Origin of the sequence: Paenibacillus xylanilyticus (genome assembly GCF_047246825.1) — a bacterium.
Lineage (GTDB): Bacteria > Bacillota > Bacilli > Paenibacillales > Paenibacillaceae > Paenibacillus > Paenibacillus xylanilyticus_B.
Window position 1 is genome coordinate 226,004 of sequence record NZ_JBFOLB010000002.1, and the last position, 24,127, is coordinate 250,130.

The window sequence follows — 24,127 nt, forward strand, 5'->3', positions numbered from 1 at the left end:
ATTTCTAAATAACTAAACGGTCTAGAGAGGCAAGGCAGGACGCTTCAGTTCAACGTCAGGCCTCCCAAGTGCATACCCCTGCCCATATTCGATACCTGCATTTCGCAGATAATGGATTTCTTCGTCACGCTCGATCCCTTCAGCTATAATGTGTGTAGCCGAGTCTGCTGCATACTGTTTGAGAATACGTACAATGTGCTGCTGCTCCGGCCGTGTATCCACATGGTTTATGAGCGTCCTGTCCAATTTTATGAAATCCGGCTTTAAACTTACAATTGCCTTAAGACTACTGTAGCCGGAGCCAGCATCGTCGATTGCTATGCGAAAACCTTGTGATCGGTAATTCGAGAGTATGCGTTCAAATTCCACATAGTCATGTACAGCCTGCTTTTCAGTTAACTCAAAGATAACCTGTTCAGGTGACATACCATAGCTGTTCAGAAGTGTAATGGTTTCTCCGTTACGATAAGTCGAGTCCGCCAAAACTTGAGGATGGATGTTGAGAAAAATCACTGTATTTTCGGGATAGTTCTCTTTCGACAATAATAATTTAAAGCGTTCAATCGAAACTTCGCGACAAAAACGCTCAAAAGCAAAGACTTGATCTGTGTCACCGATAAATTCATAAAAAGATTCCGTGTTCGGAAAAAGTGGGGAAACCGGTGGACGATTCAGGATTTCGTAACCCCGACAGTTCCCATCCTGTAAATTTAAGATAGGCTGAAAATAGGTAGTCAGCAATTTGCTGCGTATAATTTCCTGCAGTCCGCTGAATTGCCTGTAATGCTGATGCGATTTTTGAAAGGATTTATGGAAATACCTGATAAAATAAAACAGGTCATTTTTGTATGTAGTGGGGGAAGCTTTGCTTTTCATTCAAAATTCCATCCTTTATACCTATAATTATGCTTTGTCAGTGGTCACATCGTACCATTTTCCAACTCAAAAAGCGTTAACTGCAGGTAAAATATGAAAAAGCTTTTTAGTTTGAGTAATTAATGGTTCATGAACTTTTGTAAAATGTGATGAATTCTACATGTCATTCTATAGGTAGCCTAAAATAAATGCCGCTATTTATTGGTCCAAACAGACCTCATAAATAGCGGCATTTAATGTTGCTATTGCTTTCGTACTAGCTTAATTACTCCTGACCCTTTCAGGAGACCTTATGCTCAATTCTCAGCTTGTCTGCAACCATTGCGATAAACTCGGAGTTCGTTGGTTTCGACTTGCTGATGTTGATCGTGTAGCCAAACAGGTGGCTGATGCTGTCGATGTTACCGCGTGTCCAAGCCACTTCAATCGCATGACGGATGGCACGTTCGACGCGGGACGGCGTCGTTTTGAATTTTTCGGCAATGGCAAGATACAGCGTTTTGGTGATCGCACCCAAAATTTCGATATTGTTATATACCATTGTAATCGCTTCGCGCAAATACTGATATCCTTTAATATGCGCAGGAACGCCGATTTCATGTATGATGGACGTGATGCTGGCATCCAGATTTTTGTGTTTGCCCATAGGCACCACATTGGATTTGTTCATAAACATGGATGAGCTGCTGCTGGAGCCTGAAGAGACAGTTGTCTGGGATCCAACAAGCTGGCGTACCCGGTTAGCGAGCACTTCCATGTCAAATGGTTTGAGGATGTAATAAGAAGCTCCGAGTTGCACGGCACGCTGTGTGATATTCTCTTGACCGAATGCCGTAAGCATGATCACTTTCGGTTGTGGATTTAGGTTCAAATTGCGGAGACGTTCCAACACACCCAATCCATCCAGGTGAGGCATAATAATATCCAGAATCAATACATCCGGCACATCACGGCTTTGCTCCAACAACTGCAGCACTTCTTCACCGTTGTAGGCAATTCCGGTAACTTCCATATCTTCCTGTTCGGATATATATTCGGCAAGCAAATTCGTAAATTCACGATTATCATCAGCCAGCAATACCTCAATTTTTTGCAAAACGGTATCCTCCTTTGGTTTAACCACGGTTTCGTACATTTCCTTACAGGTTAAATTTTCGACACAGGAGAGGAAATTCCTTCTGTCGAAAATTATTTTTCTTTATTTTTTTTTCGCGTTGCTATATAATAAATAATTTATTTCATTATGTGATAATAATCTATCCCATTCGACAAAAAAATCTTAAGGCGGTTTAACCGGCCTTAAGATTTTTTGCTTTTTCCTTTTTGATCATGACTCCGGCATCCTGTAACATCCACTCAATGAAACATCCATAACCCGATTTCGGATCATTCACAAACACATGTGTCACTGCACCAATCAGCTTGCCGTTTTGCACGATTGGGCTCCCGCTCATTCCCTGTACAATGCCCCCAGTCTTATCAAGCAGCTTCGGATCGGTAATCCGAAGGACCAGACCTTTGGTTGCAGGTTCCGATTGATCGGCCACATGTACAATGTCTATAGAGAAACGCTCAACCTGCTGTCCATCCACAACAGTCAAAATTTCGGCCGGCCCTTCCTTCACTTCATGTGAGAAAGCGACAGGAATTCCTTTGGTGTATAAACTGTGATCCGGATTGTCAGACATCTTACCGAATATGCCAAAAGCCGTATTACGCTCAATATTGCCTAAAATTTTGCTTTCCTTAAGAAAATGGGCGCGCTTCTCACCCGGATCGCCGGATTCACTTTTGGAAATGGACGTGACATTCGACTGAACAATTTGACCACTGCCGACAACAATGGACGTTTGAGTATTCATATCTGTAATTACATGTCCCAGTGCACCGTATACGCCCTGATCAGGCGCATAGAACGTCAATGTACCTACTCCAGCGGCAGAATCACGAATGTACAATCCAAGCCTCCAGGCTTGATCTTCGGCATCATATGCTGGCTTTAATTGCGTCTTAACCGTTTCCTTCCCGCGTTTCAATACAACATCGATACCTTTTTTGCTTTTTCCCGCTTGCTCCACGGCTTCTGCAACACCTGCAACGCCATCAAGACGTTTACCATTCATATGGGTAATCAGATCACCAAGTTTAATTCCTGCGGCTTCTCCTGGGGAGACCCTCTGATCTCCTTCAGCATGTACCAAGTGATGACCTACAACCAATATGCCAGCTGACTTCACTTTTACGCCAATGGTTTGACCCCCGGGTACAACTCGCAAATCCGGAATGACGTTCACATTCACCGTTTTGACCGGAATTTTGCCCCACAACTTCAACGTTAATTTTGCTTGCCCCGTCTGCTGGGGATGTAAATGCAACGGTTGCTGCTTCGTGACATGTACAGCGTGCTCCTGCCCATCCAAACCAACGATATCGGGTCTGTCTACAACGGCACTTGAAGCTGCCGGTACAGCGAGTCGTACATCAGCTTGCCTACCTGCAAATACCTGTAATTCGTCAGGCAATGAGGCATAACTCTGCACAGGCTGAATCGCCTGGCTGATCACACATAGAAAGAAGGCAAATAAAAGACCTAGCAATTTCTTCCTGAGGGGGGAATTCAATGGCTGTCACACTCCCTTTGCTTCTTTCGCTTGACGAAAGGTGGTCGCCAATTGCGTACCTATAAGATAACCTTGCCCCCAGGCTTTTATTACTGTCAATCATTACGCCGGCCGCTCGTTTCCCCCTTTTTTGGCTTCCGCCAAATTCAGCATTTCCTGTGCGTGATGCAGCGTTTTTTCTGTAATTTCAACACCACCCAGCATACGTGCCAATTCCTTCACCCTGCCCTCGTTTGACAGCGATTCCACCTGCGTCATTGTACGCCCGTCAACAACATGTTTTTCGATGAGATACTGGTGGTCTGCCATACAGGCCACTTGTGGCAAGTGTGTTATCGAAAATACCTGACAGGTAGAGGATAACCGGAACAACTTTTCCGCAATGGATTGAGCCGCTCTTCCGCTTACTCCGGTATCCACCTCGTCAAAAATTAACACAGGAATTCGGTCATGACGTGCGAAAATGCTCTTCATGGCAAGCATCATACGGGACAGCTCACCGCCCGATGCAATTTTACCAAGCGGACGCAATGGTTCGCCCGGATTCGGCGATATGAGAAACTCCGCATTATCCGCTCCCTGGCGACTTAGGCGAAGCCTGCGGCCGTTCCATTCAATCCCCTTGGGATCTTCTGACGGCGTAATCTGCACACGCAGCGTTGTACGCTCCATCTGTAAATCCTTCAGCTCACTCTCCACCTGTGCAGCGAGTTCATCCGCACACTGTTTGCGTACACGGCTCAGATCCTCTGCAGCATCCATCACCAGAACCAGCAGCTTGTCGCGCTCTGCACGCAGTTTCTCCAACCGCTCATCCTTGTTTTCCAGCTGGTCGGTTTCATGGCTGATTTGCTCATAATAATTGAGAATGAGTTCAACACTGTCCCCATACTTCCGTCTCAGTCCAGAGATTAAGTTTAAGCGCTGCTCCACTTCCTCCAGTCTGCCGGGGTTAAACTCAATTTTCTCACGATAATCCCTCAGTTGGAATGTAGCATCCTCTAATTGATAAAACGCGGACTGCAGCTGCTCCACTATAGGCTGAAGTCCTTTACTGTCATAACCGGAGATATCTTCAATACGTGACAGGGCAATACTAACCGCCTCGAGTCCGCGTTGACCACTAAGTAGATCATATGCACCGGCAACACTGTCCATCATTTTCTCACTATGGGATAGTTTGACCCGTTCTTCACTGAGTAATTCATCTTCCCCATGGGTCAGTCCGGCTGCTGCGATTTCCTCCAGTTGAAAACGGTACATGTCCAGCAGTTGATACGCACGCTGACTCGACTCCTGAAGGGCACGCAGTTCTTTTTCAGCAGTAATAAACCGACTATACCGTTCCTGATATTCCGATTTCACTGGACCAATGACTGCAGCACCGTATGTGTCCAATAACCCCAGATGGCTCTCAGCTCGAAGTAAACTTTGATGCTCATGCTGACCATGGATATTAATCAGTTTTTCCCCCACTTCACGCAGCATCGTCAGATTGACCAACTGCCCGTTAATGCGGGATGTACTTTTGCCCTGGGTATTCAGTTCACGTCTAATGACGAGGTGTTCCTCAGGTTCGCATTGGATACCGAGCTTTTCAAGGGTTTCCCATACCGGATGACCCTGCTCCATCTCAAAAAGAGCTTCCATTTCGGCCTTGTCACAACCGTAACGAATCAGATCAGCCGAACTCCGACCACCTGCGATTAAACCGAGCGCATCGATAATGATCGATTTACCTGCACCTGTTTCTCCAGACAACACATGAAACCCTGCGTGGAATACAACATCCACTTCTTCTACAACAGCCAGATTACGAATCGATAATGTAACTAACATCAGCCAAAGCACCTCCGGATGACAAACTCAGCAATTATGTTTTGAATCGTATTTTCAGGAAATGTAACCCATAATTCGCTCAATAACCGTGACGCTGTTATCTTCAGTACGACAGATGATGAGAATCGTATCGTCACCACAGATTGTACCCATGACTTCCGTCCATTCGATATTATCGAGCAATGCCGCGATGGAATTTGCCGTTCCAGGCAGACATTTCATCACAACCAGATTGTTGGTATGGTCTATGTGGAGAAAATTATCAACCAATGCCCGCTTCAGCTTCTGGATCGGATTATACCGCTGGTCTGTTGGCAAGGAATACTTATACCGTCCATCATCCATCGGTATTTTAATTAATAACAATTCTTTAATATCACGGGATACCGTGGCCTGAGTCACCTGAAAACCGGCTTGACGTAGCGCTTCAACCAAATCATCCTGGGTTTCTATTTCATTCTGACTAATAATTTCACGTATCTTAATGTGTCGTTGTCCTTTCATACATGCCTCCAGTTCAAATAGTTGCCACTGATCTTTCAGTCCAAATCATCACCATCGTATACATCTTCCTCATAATCCATCAATCGGATGACATTAACGCTGGATTCTTCCGTATCAACATACAATAGGCCTTCACAGCCTGGATACAGTAATAAATAATATAAAAAACGATCTCTTATTGCCGGACCTGTAAATTCCACTGGCTGTCTGCGCCGGGAGGTCTTTACCAGATACCTGACCTCATCACGCTCAGCCACATAATCAACGAACAGCCGACTGTAAAAAACAGACTCATTGACTTCAAAGGCGAGCGGTATTTTCATTTTGCCTCCGATGACTTCATACCCTTCTGCTTCAAGCAGATCAACAACCGGGGAATGCTGAATATCGGAATTCAGTTGAATCCCTGACAAACTTACAGGTAACGGTCGATTGAGCCATTTCCGTAAGCCGTAAAACAGCCATATGATTAAAATGACAGCAAGTACACCAATAACGATCGTGTCAGATTGCCCATTCATCATCGTTCACCTCGAAGACTTATTCGAGGTCCAGCAGTCAATCTCCTGTTATTAGGATCACCTTTCCAGCGAAAAGAAACCCATCCTATGATGAGTTTCCCGTAAAAGTATGAGCAGCTTCCATTGCAACTTGATGCGCCAATGCATCAAGTGAAGCCAGATCCTTCTCTTGTTGTGATGCGCCCGGTTCTTCCAGACGCCAATGAGCGAGAAATTCGATATTGCCTTCTCCACCTGTGATTGGGGAAAAGGTTAAGCCCTGAAGACTTAGCCCAAGCTCATTCGCAAAATGGAGCATGGTTTCCAGCACTTCCTTGTGTACTTTTGGATCCCGCACGACTCCCGACTTGCCCACCTTTTCGCGTCCTGCCTCAAATTGAGGTTTGATCAAAGCAACAATGTCTGCCGGCTGCTTCATAAGAGCAAGCAGCGGAGGCAAAATAATGCGCAGAGATATAAAGGATACATCTATGCTGGCAAAGTTCGGTACAGGCCCAATTAGGTCTTCAGGAGTTACATAACGAAAATTGGTTCTTTCCATCACGGTAACCCGGTCATCGTTGCGTAGGGACCAGTCCAACTGATTATAACCTACATCAATCGCATATACATGAGAGGCTCCATGCTGCAATGCGCAATCCGTAAATCCACCAGTTGACGAGCCGATATCGAGCATGACCAGACCATTCATGTCGAGACCGAAGTGTCGAATGGCTTTTTCAAGTTTCAATCCGCCTCGGCCTACATACGGATGCACCGAGCCTTTGACTTTCAGTTCAGCTTCCCGCGGTATTTTCATGCCTGCCTTTTCGATTCGTTCATTGTTGGCATACACCAGTCCAGCCATGATTGCCGCTTTTGCCTTCTCACGACTCTCATAATAACCCTGCTCGACCAGCAGAACATCGATTCGTTCTTTCGGGAGTGACATGTCTTTCTCCTATCATATCGTTAATTCATTTTATTTTGATGATACACCCATGTTTTCTTTTCAATTAAGAAGGAAAACGGGTTCTGGACATACCATAAGAGGATTGAGCTGCCAAACTGCGCAACTGCACACACACATTTTCCACAGTAAGTCCAACCTCAGCACGTTGTTCGTTGATGCTGCCGTGTTCAATGAAGCGATCCGGGATGCCCATAAGCTGAACATGTACATCATAGAGACCCTGCTCAGCGTAAAATTCAAGAACAGCGCTACCCATGCTGCCCGCTTGCGAAGCTTCTTCAAGCACAATCAGTTTAGTGCCACGAACCGCCAGATCACGAAGCATTTGTTCGTCCAGTGGTTTGAGGAAGCGCGCGTTGATAACTCCAGCTGTGATGCCTTCCTTTTTGACGGTTTCAGCTGCTTCCTCAGCAACTTGCACCATGGAACCTGAAGCAATGATGGCGTAGCCTTCAGATGGTCGCAACTGTTCCCAGGTGCCAATCGGAATCGGAACAAGCTGTTCATCCAGCGAAACACCAACTACATTGTTCCGAGGGTACCGGTAAGCAATGGGTCCTTCATTATAATCAAGCGCCGTCTTCATCATGTGGCGCAGTTCATTCTCATCTTTTGGCATCATGAGTACAATGTTAGGAATATGTCTCATAAAGGCCACATCATAAACCCCTTGGTGTGTCTCACCATCAGGTCCTACAAAGCCCGCACGGTCGATGGCAAAAATCACATTGGCGTTATGGCGACAAATATCATGTACGATCTGATCATAAGCACGCTGCATAAACGTCGAATATACAGCAAAGATCGGCTTCAATCCTTCCATGGCAAGTGCTGCACACATGGTTGCAGCGTGCTGTTCAGCAATCCCCACGTCAATCATGCGATCCGGGAATTCCTTGCTGAACGGAATAAGTCCTGAGCCCGTCGGCATGGCAGGTGTCACAGCCACAATTCGCTGATCTTCCTTGGCAAGTTCAACCAGTGTTTGCCCGAATATTTCAGTATACATTGGTTTGCCTACTGCCTTAAGAACCTGACCCGATTCAATTTTGTACGGCGAGATACCATGCCATTTGTGTGAGTCTGCCTCAGCAGGCTGGTATCCTTTCCCCTTGGTTGTAAGAACATGGACGAGGACAGGACCTTCAACGTTATCTGCCTGTTTAAAGGTTTCAATCAATTTGGGAATATCATGTCCATCTATGGGTCCCAAATAAGTGAAGCCCAGCTCTTCAAACAAGACGCCCGGAACCATCATATATTTGACGCTATCCTTAATCCAGCTTGCCGATTTGGCCAGACGGTCTCCAATGGCAGGAATCTTTTTGAGCATTCCTTCCACATCATCCTTGGCTTTTAGATAATGACGATCGGAACGGATTTTGCTTAAATATTTATGCATTGCCCCAACATTGGGAGCAATGGACATTTCGTTATCATTAAGAATGACCATCAGCTTTTTCTGCTCATGACCAATGTGATTGAGTGCCTCGAAGGCCATACCACCTGTAAGTGCCCCATCCCCAATCATGGCGATGACCTGATTCTCTTCACCCTTGAGATCACGCGCAAGCGCCATTCCCATGGCTGCAGACAATGAAGTACTGCTGTGACCAGCTTCCCATACATCATGTTCGCTTTCATTACGTTTGACAAATCCGCACAATCCATTGTGCTGACGCAACGTATCGAAACGGTCCATGCGTCCGGTAAGAATTTTATGCACATACGCCTGATGCCCTACATCGAAAATCATTTTGTCTGCCGGACTGTTATAGCAGTAGTGCAGGGCTACCGTGAGCTCAACCACGCCTAAATTCGGTGCCAGATGCCCCCCGGTCACGGACAATTTCTCTATCAGAAACTGCCGAATCTCCGCGGACAATAAAACAAGATCATCCTGGGACAACGATTTTAGATCACTTGGTTGTTTAATTTGTGGAAGCAGCACGAGAATCTCCCCGCTTTCCTAGATTGTTTGATTGTTTGGGTAATGCTTTTTATTACATATTTTATTAAATGACATTAAATCATTATAACATAAAAGAACAGGAATCATAATTTGCGGCACCATACTCCAGTTTACGAGCATTTTCGCCAGCAAGGCAAATGGATTGACCCATCATTATGTATCCGTAATGTCAAAGGAACAAACCGAATGCAAAAAGCACATTAATATAATTACACCGATCTGAATCTTACGAATCAGCAACAAAAGAGTTTCATGACAAATGCCTAGTGATCTCTGTTCATTAAATAATCAGCAATTTCCATCAAGCGTGATGAATCTTTCAACTCCGCTCTGCCAAGTGCGTCTTTTGCTGATTGTGTCAGGAGTCTCACCTGCTCCAATGAAGCTTCCATGCCAATAAAGAATGGATAAGTCACCTTTTGCTGATTCACATCACTTTGGGTTTTCTTGCCCATTTTCTGTTCATCCCCAGTGAGATCGAGGATATCATCCTGAATCTGGAATGCAAGACCAAGATCACGTCCGAACACACGCAGAGCTTCTAATTGCCCCTTAGTTGCACCACCGATGCGGGCACCCGCCAGTAAGGAAAACACGATCAGGTCACCCGTTTTATGCAAATGAATGTATTGCAGTTGTTCGATATCCGTCATTCCCTGCTCGCCTTCCATATCGGCCACTTGTCCGCCTACCATGCCTCGGGCCCCAGCCAGCTCGGAAAGATCTTCAACAATGGAAAGCAATGCTTCTGCCGGCACACCACTCTTGCGACCAGCCTGCACAACACTATAGAAGGCATGCGTTAACAAGGCATCTCCAGCAAGAATAGCCGTTGCTTCACCATAAACCTTGTGATTCGTTAATTTTCCCCGACGGTAGTCATCATTATCCATTGCAGGCAGGTCATCGTGGATAAGAGAATAGGTGTGTACCATTTCCACGGCGCAGGCTACCGGAAACGCAGCTGTACGCTGCGCACCGAGGGCTTCCGCCGCAGCAACGACCAGAAGAGGACGAAGGCGTTTGCCTCCGGCCATGAGTGAATACTGCATCGCGTCACGCAGGGACTGAGGTACATCCCAGTGAACTGGAATAATTTCCTTTAATGCTTCCGTTACCTGATCCGTTGTATTTTGAAGATACTGTTCAAAGGAAAGACGACTACTCATTGATTTCACCGCTCTCAACTTCGGAAGCTCCGAACGGCTTCTTGCGAAGTTCCCCATCTTCTTCTACGATCATCTCAATTTTACGTTCCACTTGTTCCAGCTTGAGTCCGCACAGCTGTGAAAGTTTCATGCCTCGCTGAAACAGATCAATCGCCTGCTCCAACGGAACATCTCCATGCTCCAGCTGAGCCACGATATCCTCAAGTGCCGCCATTGCCTCTTCAAAATTCAGTTCCGGTTCATTCGCCATGGATGTTGTCGTCCTCCTTCATTCCCCAAACCTGACAGTCCAGCTGTCCGTCTGTTAATTTGATTTTGATAGAATCTCCGGGCTGTACTTCCTTCAACGATTTAATTAGCCTCTGCTCCTGTTCGTCATACACCAGACTATATCCGCGTGACATGACTTTTAGCGGGCTAAGTGCATCGAGATGGCGTACGGTAGATTTCCATTGCTGCTGCTTTGATCTGACTATAGACCTCATCGCAAGTTCCAGCTGACGGCGTGCTGCCGCATTTTCACGTTGTGCTGTATTGACTTGTTCCCGTGGATTGAATCGCTGCAGGGCTGCACGGAGACGCTCCTGTTTTTCTGCAGTCCATTTCATTCGTGTATCCACAGTCCTCAAAAGACGCTGATGCATCATATCCAATCGCTCGGTGTGCTGCATCAATGTCCGCCTTGGATGAACAAGTACCGGCGAACGTTGTAATCTGGCAAGGCGCTCACGGTTATGGACAGCACGTTGACGAAGACTATGCTGGAGCTGGCGCTGCCTTTGCGCAATTTGGTCCAACAACTCGGCACGATTGGGTACGGCCAGTTCAGCAGCTGCTGTAGGCGTCGCAGCCCGCAGATCTGCTGCAAAATCTGCAATGGTAAAATCCGTTTCGTGTCCTACTGCAGAAATAACAGGAATGTCTGAACCTACGATGGCTCTTGCGACCATCTCTTCATTGAAAGCCCATAACTCCTCAAGTGAGCCCCCGCCTCGACCCACGATCAGCACATCAGCTTCACCAAGAAGATTCAGATTGCGAATAGCTTTTACAATCGAAGGAGCAGCGCCCTTGCCCTGCACCAATACGGGATACAGAAGCACTTTGGCAGAAGGAAACCGGCGTTGCAATGTAATCATGATATCCCGGACTGCAGCTCCCGTAGGTGAGGTAACAACACCAATCGTTCTGGGATACCGAGGAATAGCCCGTTTTCTGGACGAAGAGAAAAGCCCCTCTTCCTCAAGCTTATTCTTCAGCTGCTCATAGGCCAGATAAAGGCTTCCAATACCGTCAGGCTGCATATGAGTGGCGTAGAATTGATATTGACCGTCCCGCTCATACACCGAGACATTGCCACGAGCAACAACCCTTGCACCCTCTTTTGGCACAAAGGGCAGTCGCTGATTGTGGGACGCGAACATAATCGCCTTAATTCGGCTGTCCTTGTCCTTCAATGTAAAATACATATGGCCGCTGGAGTGATGTGTGAAATTGGAAATCTCTCCACGCAGCCAGACGTCCGACAGGACCTGATCGGATTCCAGTTTCATCCGGATATACCGATTCAGGTCTTTGATGGAGTAGATCTGCCGCTCTGCCACTGGTTTAACCTAGGCCAATCCGTGAGCGCGTTTGGCAGCGATCAGTGTATTTTGCATCAGCATGGTGATTGTCATCGGACCTACGCCGCCTGGAACCGGAGTAATTGGACCTGAGACTTCCTTCACACTCTCGAAATCCACATCTCCAGCCAATTTGCCATTGTCCAAACGGTTCATGCCAACATCGATGACCACAGCACCTGGTTTTACATAATCAGCATCCACGAAGTTTGCACGACCGATCGCCACTACCAAAATGTCCGCTTGACGTGTAATTTCTTTCATGTTAGCCGTGCGGGAATGACACATTGTAACTGTTGCATTCTCCCGTTGAAGCAGCAAGGATACCGGTTTTCCGACAATATTGCTGCGTCCGATGACTACAGCATGCTTGCCCGACATTTCCAGACCTGTCCGCTTGATCAGTTCAATCACTCCAGCAGGAGTACATGGCAGCAAGCTGTCATCACCAATCACAAGATTACCAACATTGACCGGATGGAAACCGTCAACGTCTTTTTCAACCGCAATGGCATCAATAACGGCTTTCTCCTCAATATGCTTCGGTAATGGAAGCTGAACCAGAATACCGTTGATCGATTTTTGATTGTTCAGCTTGTCCACCAGAGCAAGCAAATCCTCTTGGGATGTATTTGCATCCAGACGATGTACCTCGGAGTAGAACCCGAGATCGTGGCAAGCTTTTTCCTTATTCCGCACATATACCTGGGATGCCGGATCTTCCCCGACGAGCACAACAGCCAGACCAGGCACAACCCCCTGTTCGCTAAGCTGCTTTACTTCTTCAGTTATGCCTGCACGGATCTCCTGGGACACTTCTTTACCGTTAATAATAGATGCTGTCATTGTACTCTCTCTCCCTTATGTGAACATTTAATAAGTAATCGCAAGTTTAGGACAATTTTTCCTTGATGGTGCTAACTTCCTGGATCATGCGTCCAAGAACACCGTTGACAAACTTCCCGGATTCATCTGTTCCAAAATGTTTGGAAAGTTCGATCGCTTCATTGACCGCTACTTTGGCCGGAACATCATCACGGAAGACCATTTCATAGGTTGCGAGCCGCAAAATCTGGCGGTCTACACGAGACAGACGGCTGATCTGCCAGCCTTTGAGATAGTCCACAAGCAATCCATCAATAGCTTCCTTGTGATTCCATGCTCCTTGCACAATTTCTGTTACATAGCTGCGCATCACATCTGCATCGTGAATAACAACTTCAGTTTCATTTTCGTCTGCAGCTTCATTAATCAGCATATTAACCGCTTCTGCTGCACCCACTTCATTCATTTCCATCTGATACAGACTTTGTACTGCAATTTCCCTTGCCAAACGTCTTTTCATGTCCTGCCTCCTGCAGCGCTCTTTGGAGCGTCATCATGCTTATTTTAAAATAAAAGAACCATCGCGCATCACACTTCTGACGTATGTTGGAGTGGCCCTCACGGTATTGTTATTGTTATCCCTTTTCACAAAAAAACCTGCAGTACGTTTCCTCCAAAAAACGGGCATATTAAACTAAGCTCTATTTTCGGAAGAAACATATTGCAGGGTTCAGGTGGCTCACTTAAACGGACGCCAGCGCTCCCCAAGCCATTGTCCCCATTCCCTCCAGGGAATGAAAGAGCCCAGCTTCGAATCGCTTCGTCTGCCTAACGTATAACCGATGAACACCAAGAGTGCAAAGAACAACATATCCCAAAACCCGGTAAACAAATAAAGAAATCCAAAAAAGATGCCGCCCACAATTCCGGTTATCCGGCCTCTGTGACTATCCCAAATCTCTCTCCACAGCATCAGTGAAACTCACCTCATTCCACTCGACTCTTGTAGTTAGGCGACTGGGTAACATTGGCAATATACACGGTAACAAAAGACACCGGAATTCCCGTAATCTCATGTACATGATCATGTATCGCCTTTTGCAAATCCGATGTCAGCGTTGGAATGGGCGTCTCGCCATCCACCACTGCACGGATCATGATCTCCAATCCCGATTCAACCACACGAATACGTGCCTTGACATCACGTACTCCCCGGAAGCGGGAAGTCGCTTTCAGACAGAGATTTTCAATCGTCTCCATTGAGATCTGCACATCACCGTATTCCGTACGCTGATCTACAGATGGCAACGAAGCACGTCCACGCCGTACCGAGATGTAAAAAAAGCGCAAACTCAGGATAAACAAAATCGCAGCTGCAACAACGGCCGCAACAATGACGTTCTGTTCCTGCTGGTAATTCAATTCGTAAGGCAGTACTCCACTAATGAGTAGAATGACAACTGCCGATATTGCTCCAACGCTTATGCTGTATATAAACAACAGAAGCCGATCCAGTATTTTCGCCACGAACTGCACAGCCTCCCTTGCTCACTAACATTGCTCTTAACCAGTACAATGCATAAAATCAACAGCCCCCATGGAAAAGATCACCATGAAGACCTGTCCAAGACGGGATAACCCCCGGCAGCCGTGCCGGGGGAATCTGTCTTCTTTTATTTTACACGCTGACTGTTCAGGTCAATCTCTTCGACTTTCTCGGTGCTCTTGAACTGAACGTCATGAATATGCACATTAACCTCGTTCACATTCAATCCAGTCATATTCTCAATGGAACGTTTAACATTTTGTTGAATTTCAGTTGCCACTTGTGGAAGACGATAACCATACTCGATAATAACCGATACATCCACTGCAGCCTCACGTTGACCCACTTCCACTTTTACGCCTTTGGAGAGGTTTTTGCGGCCAAGCAATTCAGCAAATCCACCAGCGAAACCGCCGCTCATGCCAGCTACTCCTTTTACCTCAACCGTAGCCAGTCCAGCGATCACTTCGATAACTTCAGGTGCGATCTGGATTTCACCGATATCCGTTCGTTCAAATTCTGTCGGCAGTGTACTCATAACTGTTCAACACACCTTTCGCGTAATAAGTTTGCGGCCATCCGTCAGGGCGCTGTCCTACGGGCTTGATGGCCTCTAGGCACCCTGCCGGTCCGGTTTTACCGGAACTCCTGCAAACTTCACCACAAATATGCGGGCTTATCCCTTGCAGGAGACATGCGCTCTTATTATTACATACTATATCATTTGGGCTAGTTTATGACAAACAAGCCCAATATGCCTGTTAAATCTCGTTTTCCTCGAGGAATTTAATATCAAAATCACCCCGAATAAACGTTGGATGTTCCAGCAATTTCTGATGGAACGGAATCGTAGTGGAGATGCCTTCAATGGCGAACTCACCGAGTGCACGTTTCATCTTGGCGATAGCCTCTTCCCTGTTCGCACCCCATACAATCAATTTTGCAATCATGGAGTCGTAAAATGGAGAGATCGTATAGCCCGGATACGCTGCACTATCCACGCGCACACCTGGACCACCTGGTGCAAGATAGAAACCAATCTTACCTGGTGAAGGCATGAAATTGCGTTCCGGATCTTCGGCATTGATACGGCATTCGATCGACCAGCCGTTGATAACAACGTCTTCCTGACGGAATGACAATGGATTACCCTCAGCAACCGAAATCATTTCACGAATCAGATCCACACCTGTAACCATTTCCGTAACCGGATGTTCCACTTGAATACGCGTATTCATTTCCATGAAATAAAACTCACCCGTAGGACTGAGCAAAAATTCAAGTGTACCTGCTCCCGAGTAGTTTACAGCGAGTGCTGCCCGTACTGCGGCCTCACCCATCAGTGTTCGTACTTCTTCATTAATAACAGGACAAGGAGCTTCTTCCACCAGCTTCTGACGACGGCGTTGAACAGAACAATCACGCTCGCCAAGATGCACTGCATTCCCATGCTTGTCCGCAATGATCTGAATTTCCACGTGTTTCATGCCGGTGAGGAATTTCTCGAGATAGACTCCGCCATTGCCAAAAGCCTTTTGTGCTTCCTGCTGGGCAGCCGTAATCTGTTTGATCAGCGCTTCTTCATCTTCGGCAATACGGATCCCTTTACCTCCGCCACCTGCGGTAGCTTTGATAATAACAGGATAGCCGATATCTCGGCCAATCATAATCGCTTCTTCCATGCTTTCGACGAGACCGTCAGATCCCGGAATGACCGGAACGCCTGCATCTTTCATCGTTTGCTTGGCGACAGCCTTGTCACCCATTTTGGTTATCGCTTCAGGGGAAGGACCGATAAAGGTAATATTGCAGGAATCACAAATTTCCGCAAAATCGGCATTCTCCGCAAGGAATCCATATCCAGGGTGTATTGCATCACATTCCGTCAATGTCGCTACACTCATCAGGTTTGTGAAATTCAGATAGCTGTCCTTGGACAGTGTAGGTCCAATACAATAAGCCTCGTCTGCAAGACGTACATGCAGAGAGTCCTTGTCCGCTTCCGAATAGACCGCTACTGTCGAAATACCGAGCTCACGACAGGCACGAATAATACGTACCGCAATCTCGCCACGGTTCGCAATTAGTATTTTTTGAAATTTCATTTCGTTATTGTCCTCCTTCGAAGCTCATGCGGTTGCCGCTCTCCGGCGATTTACCGTTATTCCGGTTTAACCAGGAACAGGGGCTGTCCATATTCGACCAGCTGTCCGTTCTCAACCAGCACTTCAACGATTTCTCCCTTGATGTCAGCATCAAGCTCGTTCATCAGCTTCATCGCTTCAATGATACATACCGTTGTTTTATCAACAACTTTATCACCAACGCTTACAAAAGGACCCGCTTCCGGTGAGGAAGCTCTGTAAAAAGTACCCACCATCGGAGATACAATTTTATGTAAATGGCTTGTAGTATCAACTTGCGGAGCTGCTTCTGTTGCCACTGCAGCAGGTTGTTGTACCTGAGGAGCAGCAATCACTTGCGGTTGAACCGCAGCTGCCTGAACGTACTCGGTTTTACCCGGTTTGCGGATCGACAAACGTGATCCTTCATTTTCAATTTCCAACTCCTGAACGGAACTTTCATCCACCAGTTTGATCAGTTCTTTGATCTCACTCAATTTAAACATTTCCATTATTCACTCCTTCGGCATCATGCCAGTCTCACTAGGACGGTCATATGGCTTTATGTATTATATCATAATCATTAAAAATGGAAAGAGCCCGAGACTTTAACAAGCTCCCGGGGCACTTCTCCATGGATTGGATTACTGTTCCGTTACGTACTGCACGCTGATTTTGTTTTGCGTTACGGCAAGCTCTTTCATGACCAGATCCACGATAGAGACCGCCTGCTTTACATCCAGTTTATCACTAAGCACGACCACTTTATACTTGTCGGCATCTTCTTGTACGATCGCGTTGGCAAACTGTTGGGACAACGTTTCTTCAATGCCGTTGATTTTGGCTTCTTTTTCCTCCAGTGTACGGAGCTCTTCAGTCGCTTTGGCATTTTCCTCTGGCGTTTTGCTCAGATCGCCAGCGATCGTCATAAGCTCCTCATACTTGCGATTGTTGCTCTCTTCACGCTGCCATTGATAGTTCTGGAACTGGCTGCTGGCGGATGCTGCTGTATTTTGTTCTTCCATTTCTTTCAATACTTCTTCATCCGTTTTGGTTGCAATTCCCTCTGTTTCGCTGCCAGCAGCGTCAGGCGCTGTAGTTGTCCCTTTATCCGTTTCTTGATTTGCTTCTGGCTCGCTAGCCCCCGGCTCAGATGCAGGAGCTTGCTCCGTTTCAGCAGCTTCCTGCCCTTCTGTGGCCGCTGGATCTTCAGTCGGCTCGGAAGCTGGCTGCTCGGAAGCATCTGTACCTGTTACTTCGCCGCCATTAACAACTTCGTTTACAACCAGACCTTCTGTAGGATCAAGGATGCCGGCTGTCTCTTTCACTTCCCCCTCCTTCATGCCATCCACCTGCTGACTCTCGGCAACTGGTGCATTAACCGGACCAGAATCCTCAGTGAACAGATAGTAAGCGGATAAAATGACCATCAGACTCAGCATGGAAACGAGCCATACCGTTTGGCGTTTGTTATTCATAAGAATTTCCTCCTCAAAATTAGCTTGATTCATATGATAATCGGGCCATGCAAATGATCGATCTTGACTAGTCCTGTTTACGCGGAACAACCGATATTCGGTAAGCTGCGACATTCAGTCCTTTTTCTACGGCATCTGTAATCAGATCTTTTACAACCTTGTTTTCGGCGCCTTTGGCAACAACGAGCACCCCCCTGATCTGTGGTTTGAGTTTTTTCGTAACAATCGGTGTCTGATCCCCTGAGCTTTCATAAGTAATGATCTCGCCATCCCGGGTGTATTGGGTCATGTGCCGTTTACCCCCGTTGGCATCGGTCTCCTCAGTAAGTTGCTGTGAATCTTTTACATTGCGTTGTACAACCAGTTCCTCGGTTGAATCCACGGTGACCATGACATCCACAGTCCCTACACCAACGATGTTTTCAAGCACACCTTTGATCTTGTCTTCAAATGCAAATTCTATGGCCTGAAATGGATTCTGATCTGCCGTATCACTTGGTAAAGATGCCATGGATGCTACCGGATCTGGAGGTTCCCGGCCGATGTTCTCGGAATCAATTTTTTTAACATTGACGAACGAGTTGAACAGCATAATTCCTACCCCGATCAAGCCCAGAATGATAAGCCAGCGGAACGTCTGGCTTCGCCTGGCTCCGCCTTCTCCTCCGCCGAGCAGGGCTTCAATCTTTTTTAGCCATTGCCTCATCGGATACCCTCCTTGTTTATAGTGCCTCAGCGTTTTTCTGTTCCATTACCTGTACCTTGGTCGCATCGATATCCCACTTTTCGGTCAGCAGTGTAATAATTTGAACGGCCCGCTCCGAGCGAGATGAACTCTGCTCTTCTTGGTGACTGCCTCCGGAAGTACCGTTAACAGGCTCGGATTCTGCTCCCTTCGCTTCATCCTGATCGGGAGAACCTTCATTCGCTGCATTTGGGTTATCCCTCTCTTTTCCCACCTCAATCTGTACTTCAGGCACCTGTACCTGTCCAATCTCGATTGGCTTCGGGGAGGTTGAGGGTGCATTAGGTCCAGTACCATTTTCAGACTCGAACATCGGACTGGAGTTTACCGCCTCATCTTGCTGTTCAGAATCATTCTGCTTGATACTTCCAGGTGAGGCCATTTCCACCATGACTCTTTCAATCACAGGCAGGTCCGCCGCAGAAGAAGCTTCTGTGCTGGTTTGAAGGTTTGACATGACCAACTGGACTTCAACGGATTGAACACGCTCTCCCGTCGTTTCCTCGATCTGCCCCTTCATCACATTCGCCAGTTCTCGTGCTGTCCACTGCAGCGATTGTTCCTGCTCATTCGATTGCAACTGCCTGCCTTGTGCCAGAATCTGTTCCAGTGTGACATTCCCATCAGATGGCAAATCCATCGCTGTCATGGCCCGCTTCAGTTCACCCACCGGATCACTCCGCAGCAGCTTGGTGATGGGAGACAGGAGCGTGAGGAGGATAAGGAGGCTCAGCACAAGCTTGACGTAACGCTCCATGGAGCGGTTGGGCAACAGCATATCCACAAATGTTGCCAGCAGAACGATCATGATCAATTCCCGGAGCCAGCTGCTCAGCCACCCCATCCTTCCAGCTCCTTTCCTGTGTCACCCGCTCACCTCATCATGATTGTCAGATTCCCCGCCGTAAGCAGGATCGTTATGGCCAGAAAAAACATCAAGCCTACGGCCGCCAAAGCTGCGAATACATAGATCATTGATTTTCCGATAGCCTGCAGGCACCCAACGATCGGCGTATCTCCGAGCGGCTGCATAATCGCTCCGGTAATGTTGTAAATGAGGGCAAGTGTCAATATTTTAAGTGCCGGAAACGCGCATAAAAACAAGATGATGATGACACCTGTTAGTCCAATGGCATTTTTAACCAGCATTGAAGCGGTAATGACCGTGTCGGTTGCATCCGCGAATGTTCTTCCCACAATCGGGACAAAATTGCCTGCAATATACTTGGCTGCTTTGAGGCTTACACCATCTGCAACGGAGCTTGATGCACCCTGCACGGAAATAACGCCCAGAAACATGGTCAGCAGAATGCCAAGCAAGGCAATGCTAATGTTGCGCAGCAGATCAGCGAGCTGGGTCAGCTTGTACTTGTCTGATATCGAACTGACAAGGTGCAGTACAGCCGAGAAGAACAATAGCGGAAACACCACGATGTGAATCAAAGTGCTGACCAGATGGATCATGAAAATGATCAGCGGATGCGTGACAGAGACGGTGATGACATTGCCCATGGAGGCCAGCAGCGTGAAAAGCAAAGGCACCATAGCCATCATGAAGTTAACCATGCCTTCGATGGCATCCTTGGCATATCCAATGGCCACACTGAAGCTATTAATTGCAATGACGATAATGACCATGTAACAAATGGAATAGGCGATTTTACTAATATTGTTTTTCTCAAATGCCGTCTGCAAGGTCTCTAAAATCATGCTCAGCACACTCAGCATCACAATCGTGACCAAGAGTTTGCCGTTATATAAAATCTCATGCAGCATGAAGGTCCCGATGGCAACAAACACCGATTTCAGGCTAAATCCCTCATTACCGGGAATAAGCATATCCATGAAAGAAGGAGTCTTCCCGTCTGGAAAAAAACCTCCGTATTGCTGCATGAGCTGGTCCCAATATTTCTCCACCTGATCCTTGGGGAGCTGGTCAGCCTGCTGCTGCATCCATTCATCTGAAGGCGAGCTTGCTGCAACCTGTCCCATAATGGCAAACAGAAAACACAGCACCAGCACGATTGTAAGGGGCCATCGCGGCTTGTCTTGCAAGATGTTCATTCGCTTCCGCTCGCCTCCTTCCTAGACCGGCATCAGCTTCATGACGGTTTCAATAATAATGCTGATGATCGGAATAGCGAGTACGAGGATCAGCACCTTGCCGGCGAGCTCGATTTTGGAAGCAATGCTCTCCTGGCCGGCATCCCTGACAATCTGTGCACCAAATTCGGCAATATAGGCTATGCCAATGATCTTCAGTACGGTTTTCAAATAGATGTTTTCCATACCTGATTTTTCGGCCAGCCGCTTCAGCACCTCAATCACTGCGCCAATCTTGCCAATGAGCAGCATGAAAATGACAATGCCCGTAGCAGCTGCAATCAGAAAAGCAAACATTGGCTTCTGTTCTTTAACGATGAGAATAAGAACTGTTGCTATCAGGGCCAGACCCACGACTTGGATAATTTCCACAGGTCACCACCATCCCGGCTTCATGACCGTTTTCATTGAAACAGAAATATCGATTTGATCTCTTGCAGCAGGCTGTCCAGCATGCGAACAACCATGAACAATACAACGACAAATCCGATTACGGTCACCCAGTGCGCCATATCTTCCTTTCCCATTTGTTTCAGCACCGTATGAATCATCGCGATGATGATTCCGATGCCCGCAATTTGGAAAATTGCGTTCACTTCTAAATTCATGACCTTGGCACCTCGCTATCCCGGCAATTTCAAAAGATCAGAATGACGATTAACGCTCCGACAAGCATCCCGAGACTTCGGCTCATCCGTTCGTATTTCATTTGGTCGGCCTGAGCACGGGATTCCTCATGCATAAGTTGTTGAATGGCTAGCGAAATGTGTTTGGTCTGATCCTGACGGTCGCTGGTGCCAAGACTGTAGCTTAATTGCAGCATAACTTCCCTCTCATCCGCTTTCATGGCTGATTTTCCCCATGCTTGTTCAATTCCGGACTGTAGACTCTCTCGTGCAGTATGACCCAGCGGAGGCTCCATCTGTCTGGCTGCATGGAGAAACAGCGTTTTGACGGGTTCTCTGGTTTGTGCGCCCATTTTCCCCATCGCATCGGGAAGCGGGGTTAGTCCGTAGTTGATTTCAGTCATCAATCGCTGCAGAGCTGCAATCAATTCTCGCAGCTGCTTAGGCCTGAGCGCATACTGCTTCGCACGGTAGAAGCCGGCGAGTGTACTGGCAAGCAGGATAATTACGGCACCGAGCATGTTAACCAAATGCCTCACCTCCTGCCCCCGAATGCTGAAGACCTCGCATTTTACCATCTGCAAGTCTGAAGCTCATGCCTTGGCTCGTCCGTTGCAGCTGAACATAACGCTGGAACATCTGCGCGGCGATCAGGGTACGCAAAGCCGGTCTGGATGACAGCTCGGCGAGGTCTCGGCCGTGCGCGGTTGCAATAACCGAAACACCGGAATGAAGAGCTTCCATTACGGCTTCAGCATCTTCCGGGCGACCGATCTCGTCCACAATCAGCACATCCGGAGACATGGAACGAAGCATCATCATCATGCCTTCGGCCTTTGGACAACCGTCCATAACGTCCGTTCGAGGACCTATGTCAAAGCCGGGTACACCTTTATAACTTCCGGCGATCTCGGATCGCTCATCCACAATGCCAACCTTGAGACGGGGTCTGAGCCCCTGAACCAGCTCACTCACACCTGTAAGTTTGGTTCCACTGCTAATCTGCCTGGCCAGATCGCGAAGCAGCGTCGTTTTCCCTTGCTGGGGAGGTGAAAGTATCAAGGTATGGAACACCTGTCCGCTCTTCATATCAAGAAGATGAGGCAGGATTCGATCGGCTACTCCATGTACCTCCCGAGCAACCCTGACGTTGAAACCATTAATATCACGCAGATACTCCACCCGGCCGCCGCTAAGTACGGTTCTGCCAGCCAATCCAATTCGGTGCCCTCCCGGAATCGTGATGAATCCTTTGCGCAGCTCCTCTTCCAATGTATAGAGCGAATGGTTGCTGATCAGATCCAGAAGCCTGTGTGTCACCTCTTTTAAAGGTATGTAGGCTTCTTCAGGCTTAGCTGTCGGGCTGCCCTGTGGGGTAAGGAAGTGATAGGAGTTCCCTGCATTGATCTCGAGCGGCCTTCCTTCACGGATACGTACTTCCTCCACTTGCTCCAATAAAGCGGGCGGCATCCTTCCCAGAATGGTTCGAATCGGTTCCGGAAAGAGATCCTTCCAGTTCACCTTCATGAATAGGCCCCTCCAACCCTTGAAATCATATTTGCCGCGTATCTGGTGCTTGTTCCTATCTCAAGTTTATGCCTGTACATTCAATTTATGACGCTGAAATCTAGCATTTCTTCAGAACAGGGGTGAGAGTCAAAAATCATAGACCCATGCCTCTTCTAGGCACCCGTCTATATCATTGTGCATATAGTGCTTGCAGACAGGTGAAATCCATTCCGGAAGGAAGACAGAACCACCTATCCCCAAATGAAGAGAGGAGTTGTGGGGAGTGCAAGTCGATGTGGTAGGAAATGTGAATGAAGTTCGACGAATCGATATCGCAGGTCGAAGTGCCGTAGTGATTGACGTGCTGCGTACAACAAGTACCATTGTTACAGCTCTGGCATACGATGCCGCGGCTGTCATCGCTGTGGAGACCGTTCCTCAAGCCAAACAGATGACAGTAAAGGATTCAATTCGTGGTGGGGAGCGTTTCAACAAAAAAATCGCTGGGTTCGAGGCGGGCAATTCCCCCTATGAATATATGACGCAGGACATTGCAGGCAAAACCGTTATACTGACCACAACCGATGGGACGCGCGCTTTGATCAAAGCTGCCAGGGCTAAACATGTGCTGGCGGGCTCGTTTCTGAACGTGCAGGCTGTCGCCGCTGCTCTCTGTCTGCTCCGAAGAGACGTTCTATTGTTATGCGCAGGGGATCAGGATGAATTCGCACTGGAGGATGGCCTGTGTGCAGGATGTATTATTGAAGAGCTGTATCGGCAGTCCCTTTTCCCGATCAGGCTAAACGATCTGGGCAGGGTGCTTCATCAGGCGGCTGCTCAATGTGAAGACACGCTGCCGGATCTTGTCCGGGTATCCACAGGCGCAAGGCGACTTGAAAAAATGGGCAGGATGCATGATGTCACCTACTGTTCGCAATTAAACTTGCTGGACTGCGTACCGGAGATGAGAGAAGGTTATCGTATGGAATTGCTTCGGGGCATGGAAGGGGAGAAGCTGTCCAAATTGCTGTGATCCGTAGAAAAAAGGTGTTCTGCCGCCTGGTGGCGATGCAGAACACCTTAAAGTTCATTT

Annotated in this window: 27 protein-coding genes; 1 reads left to right on the forward strand and 26 read right to left on the reverse strand. The window is 47.5% G+C overall.

Annotated elements, in window-relative coordinates; genetic code table 11:
- Positions 1 to 21 precede the first annotated feature (21 nt).
- The 26 genes from AB3N00_RS15790 to spoIIIAA form a co-directional block, all read right to left on the reverse strand.
- Positions 22 to 876 carry an EAL domain-containing protein gene (locus tag AB3N00_RS15790; RefSeq protein ID WP_413035460.1) on the reverse strand — a complete coding sequence of 285 codons (855 nt, stop codon included), beginning with the start codon at positions 874 to 876 and terminating at the stop codon, positions 22 to 24.
- A 280-nt stretch (positions 877 to 1,156) separates the two neighbouring features.
- Entirely contained in the window at positions 1,157 to 1,972 is an 816-nt protein-coding gene (gene spo0A / locus AB3N00_RS15795; RefSeq protein ID WP_413035461.1) for a sporulation transcription factor Spo0A, read from the reverse strand.
- A 193-nt stretch (positions 1,973 to 2,165) separates the two neighbouring features.
- Positions 2,166 to 3,497 carry a SpoIVB peptidase gene (gene spoIVB / locus AB3N00_RS15800; protein WP_413035462.1) on the reverse strand — a complete coding sequence of 444 codons (1,332 nt, stop codon included), beginning with the start codon at positions 3,495 to 3,497 and terminating at the stop codon, positions 2,166 to 2,168.
- Between the two features lie 102 nt (positions 3,498 to 3,599).
- The gene (gene recN, locus AB3N00_RS15805; protein ID WP_413035463.1) at positions 3,600 to 5,336 is read right to left on the reverse strand and encodes a DNA repair protein RecN; all 1,737 of its coding nucleotides are present in this window, start codon (positions 5,334 to 5,336) and stop codon (positions 3,600 to 3,602) included.
- A gap of 54 nt (positions 5,337 to 5,390) precedes the next feature.
- Positions 5,391 to 5,840, reverse strand: a complete 450-nt coding sequence (ahrC, locus tag AB3N00_RS15810) for a transcriptional regulator AhrC/ArgR (protein WP_175395584.1) — start codon at positions 5,838 to 5,840, stop codon at positions 5,391 to 5,393.
- A gap of 35 nt (positions 5,841 to 5,875) precedes the next feature.
- Positions 5,876 to 6,361, reverse strand: coding sequence for a hypothetical protein (locus AB3N00_RS15815; protein ID WP_413035464.1), 486 nt, complete (start codon positions 6,359 to 6,361; stop codon positions 5,876 to 5,878).
- An 85-nt stretch (positions 6,362 to 6,446) separates the two neighbouring features.
- Entirely contained in the window at positions 6,447 to 7,292 is an 846-nt protein-coding gene (locus AB3N00_RS15820; RefSeq protein WP_413035465.1) for a TlyA family RNA methyltransferase, read from the reverse strand.
- A gap of 64 nt (positions 7,293 to 7,356) precedes the next feature.
- A complete protein-coding gene (gene dxs / locus AB3N00_RS15825) occupies positions 7,357 to 9,264 on the reverse strand; it encodes a 1-deoxy-D-xylulose-5-phosphate synthase (RefSeq protein ID WP_413035466.1) in 1,908 nt (635 codons plus the stop codon).
- A 284-nt stretch (positions 9,265 to 9,548) separates the two neighbouring features.
- Positions 9,549 to 10,454, reverse strand: coding sequence for a polyprenyl synthetase family protein (locus AB3N00_RS15830; RefSeq protein ID WP_413036050.1), 906 nt, complete (start codon positions 10,452 to 10,454; stop codon positions 9,549 to 9,551).
- Positions 10,447 to 10,704: an exodeoxyribonuclease VII small subunit gene (gene xseB, locus AB3N00_RS15835; RefSeq protein ID WP_413035467.1), complete on the reverse strand. Its 258-nt coding sequence runs from the start codon at positions 10,702 to 10,704 to the stop codon at positions 10,447 to 10,449. Before xseB ends, AB3N00_RS15830 begins: the two co-directional genes overlap by 8 nt.
- Complete coding sequence (gene xseA, locus AB3N00_RS15840; protein WP_413035468.1) at positions 10,694 to 12,058, reverse strand: exodeoxyribonuclease VII large subunit; 1,365 nt, start codon at positions 12,056 to 12,058, stop codon at positions 10,694 to 10,696. The genes xseB and xseA overlap by 11 nt, the downstream gene beginning before the upstream one ends.
- Before the next feature lie 9 nt (positions 12,059 to 12,067).
- Positions 12,068 to 12,925, reverse strand: a complete 858-nt coding sequence (gene folD, locus AB3N00_RS15845) for a bifunctional methylenetetrahydrofolate dehydrogenase/methenyltetrahydrofolate cyclohydrolase FolD (RefSeq protein WP_413035469.1) — start codon at positions 12,923 to 12,925, stop codon at positions 12,068 to 12,070.
- Between the two features lie 46 nt (positions 12,926 to 12,971).
- A complete protein-coding gene (nusB, locus tag AB3N00_RS15850) occupies positions 12,972 to 13,424 on the reverse strand; it encodes a transcription antitermination factor NusB (RefSeq protein WP_413035470.1) in 453 nt (150 codons plus the stop codon).
- 219 nt (positions 13,425 to 13,643) lie between these two features.
- Entirely contained in the window at positions 13,644 to 13,877 is a 234-nt protein-coding gene (locus AB3N00_RS15855) for a DUF2273 domain-containing protein (protein WP_175395592.1), read from the reverse strand.
- 14 nt (positions 13,878 to 13,891) lie between these two features.
- Entirely contained in the window at positions 13,892 to 14,431 is a 540-nt protein-coding gene (gene amaP, locus AB3N00_RS15860) for an alkaline shock response membrane anchor protein AmaP (RefSeq protein WP_413035471.1), read from the reverse strand.
- Positions 14,432 to 14,577: 146 nt separating this feature from the next.
- Positions 14,578 to 14,988, reverse strand: a complete 411-nt coding sequence (locus tag AB3N00_RS15865; RefSeq protein ID WP_024630996.1) for an Asp23/Gls24 family envelope stress response protein — start codon at positions 14,986 to 14,988, stop codon at positions 14,578 to 14,580.
- Between the two features lie 223 nt (positions 14,989 to 15,211).
- Entirely contained in the window at positions 15,212 to 16,555 is a 1,344-nt protein-coding gene (gene accC / locus AB3N00_RS15870) for an acetyl-CoA carboxylase biotin carboxylase subunit (RefSeq protein ID WP_413035472.1), read from the reverse strand.
- Between the two features lie 56 nt (positions 16,556 to 16,611).
- Positions 16,612 to 17,079 carry an acetyl-CoA carboxylase biotin carboxyl carrier protein gene (accB, locus tag AB3N00_RS15875; RefSeq protein WP_413035473.1) on the reverse strand — a complete coding sequence of 156 codons (468 nt, stop codon included), beginning with the start codon at positions 17,077 to 17,079 and terminating at the stop codon, positions 16,612 to 16,614.
- A 138-nt stretch (positions 17,080 to 17,217) separates the two neighbouring features.
- Positions 17,218 to 18,051, reverse strand: a complete 834-nt coding sequence (locus AB3N00_RS15880) for a SpoIIIAH-like family protein (RefSeq protein WP_413035474.1) — start codon at positions 18,049 to 18,051, stop codon at positions 17,218 to 17,220.
- Between the two features lie 67 nt (positions 18,052 to 18,118).
- A complete protein-coding gene (gene spoIIIAG, locus AB3N00_RS15885; RefSeq protein ID WP_413035475.1) occupies positions 18,119 to 18,757 on the reverse strand; it encodes a stage III sporulation protein AG in 639 nt (212 codons plus the stop codon).
- A gap of 16 nt (positions 18,758 to 18,773) precedes the next feature.
- Positions 18,774 to 19,640, reverse strand: coding sequence for a stage III sporulation protein AF (gene spoIIIAF / locus AB3N00_RS15890; RefSeq protein WP_413035476.1), 867 nt, complete (start codon positions 19,638 to 19,640; stop codon positions 18,774 to 18,776).
- Positions 19,641 to 19,669: 29 nt separating this feature from the next.
- Positions 19,670 to 20,788: a stage III sporulation protein AE gene (gene spoIIIAE / locus AB3N00_RS15895; RefSeq protein ID WP_413036051.1), complete on the reverse strand. Its 1,119-nt coding sequence runs from the start codon at positions 20,786 to 20,788 to the stop codon at positions 19,670 to 19,672.
- Between the two features lie 93 nt (positions 20,789 to 20,881).
- Positions 20,882 to 21,271 carry a stage III sporulation protein AD gene (gene spoIIIAD / locus AB3N00_RS15900; RefSeq protein ID WP_413035477.1) on the reverse strand — a complete coding sequence of 130 codons (390 nt, stop codon included), beginning with the start codon at positions 21,269 to 21,271 and terminating at the stop codon, positions 20,882 to 20,884.
- 32 nt (positions 21,272 to 21,303) lie between these two features.
- On the reverse strand, positions 21,304 to 21,507 hold the full coding sequence (gene spoIIIAC / locus AB3N00_RS15905; protein ID WP_017687585.1) for a stage III sporulation protein AC: 204 nt from the start codon (positions 21,505 to 21,507) through the stop codon (positions 21,304 to 21,306).
- 29 nt (positions 21,508 to 21,536) lie between these two features.
- Positions 21,537 to 22,055, reverse strand: a complete 519-nt coding sequence (spoIIIAB, locus tag AB3N00_RS15910) for a stage III sporulation protein SpoIIIAB (protein WP_175395599.1) — start codon at positions 22,053 to 22,055, stop codon at positions 21,537 to 21,539.
- Positions 22,048 to 23,052, reverse strand: coding sequence for a stage III sporulation protein AA (gene spoIIIAA, locus AB3N00_RS15915; protein ID WP_413035478.1), 1,005 nt, complete (start codon positions 23,050 to 23,052; stop codon positions 22,048 to 22,050). Before spoIIIAA ends, spoIIIAB begins: the two co-directional genes overlap by 8 nt.
- Positions 23,053 to 23,317: 265 nt before the next feature.
- On the opposite strand from spoIIIAA, the gene AB3N00_RS15920 reads away from it, so the two are divergent.
- Entirely contained in the window at positions 23,318 to 24,067 is a 750-nt protein-coding gene (locus AB3N00_RS15920) for a 2-phosphosulfolactate phosphatase (protein ID WP_413035479.1), read from the forward strand.
- Positions 24,068 to 24,127: the final 60 nt, after the last annotated feature.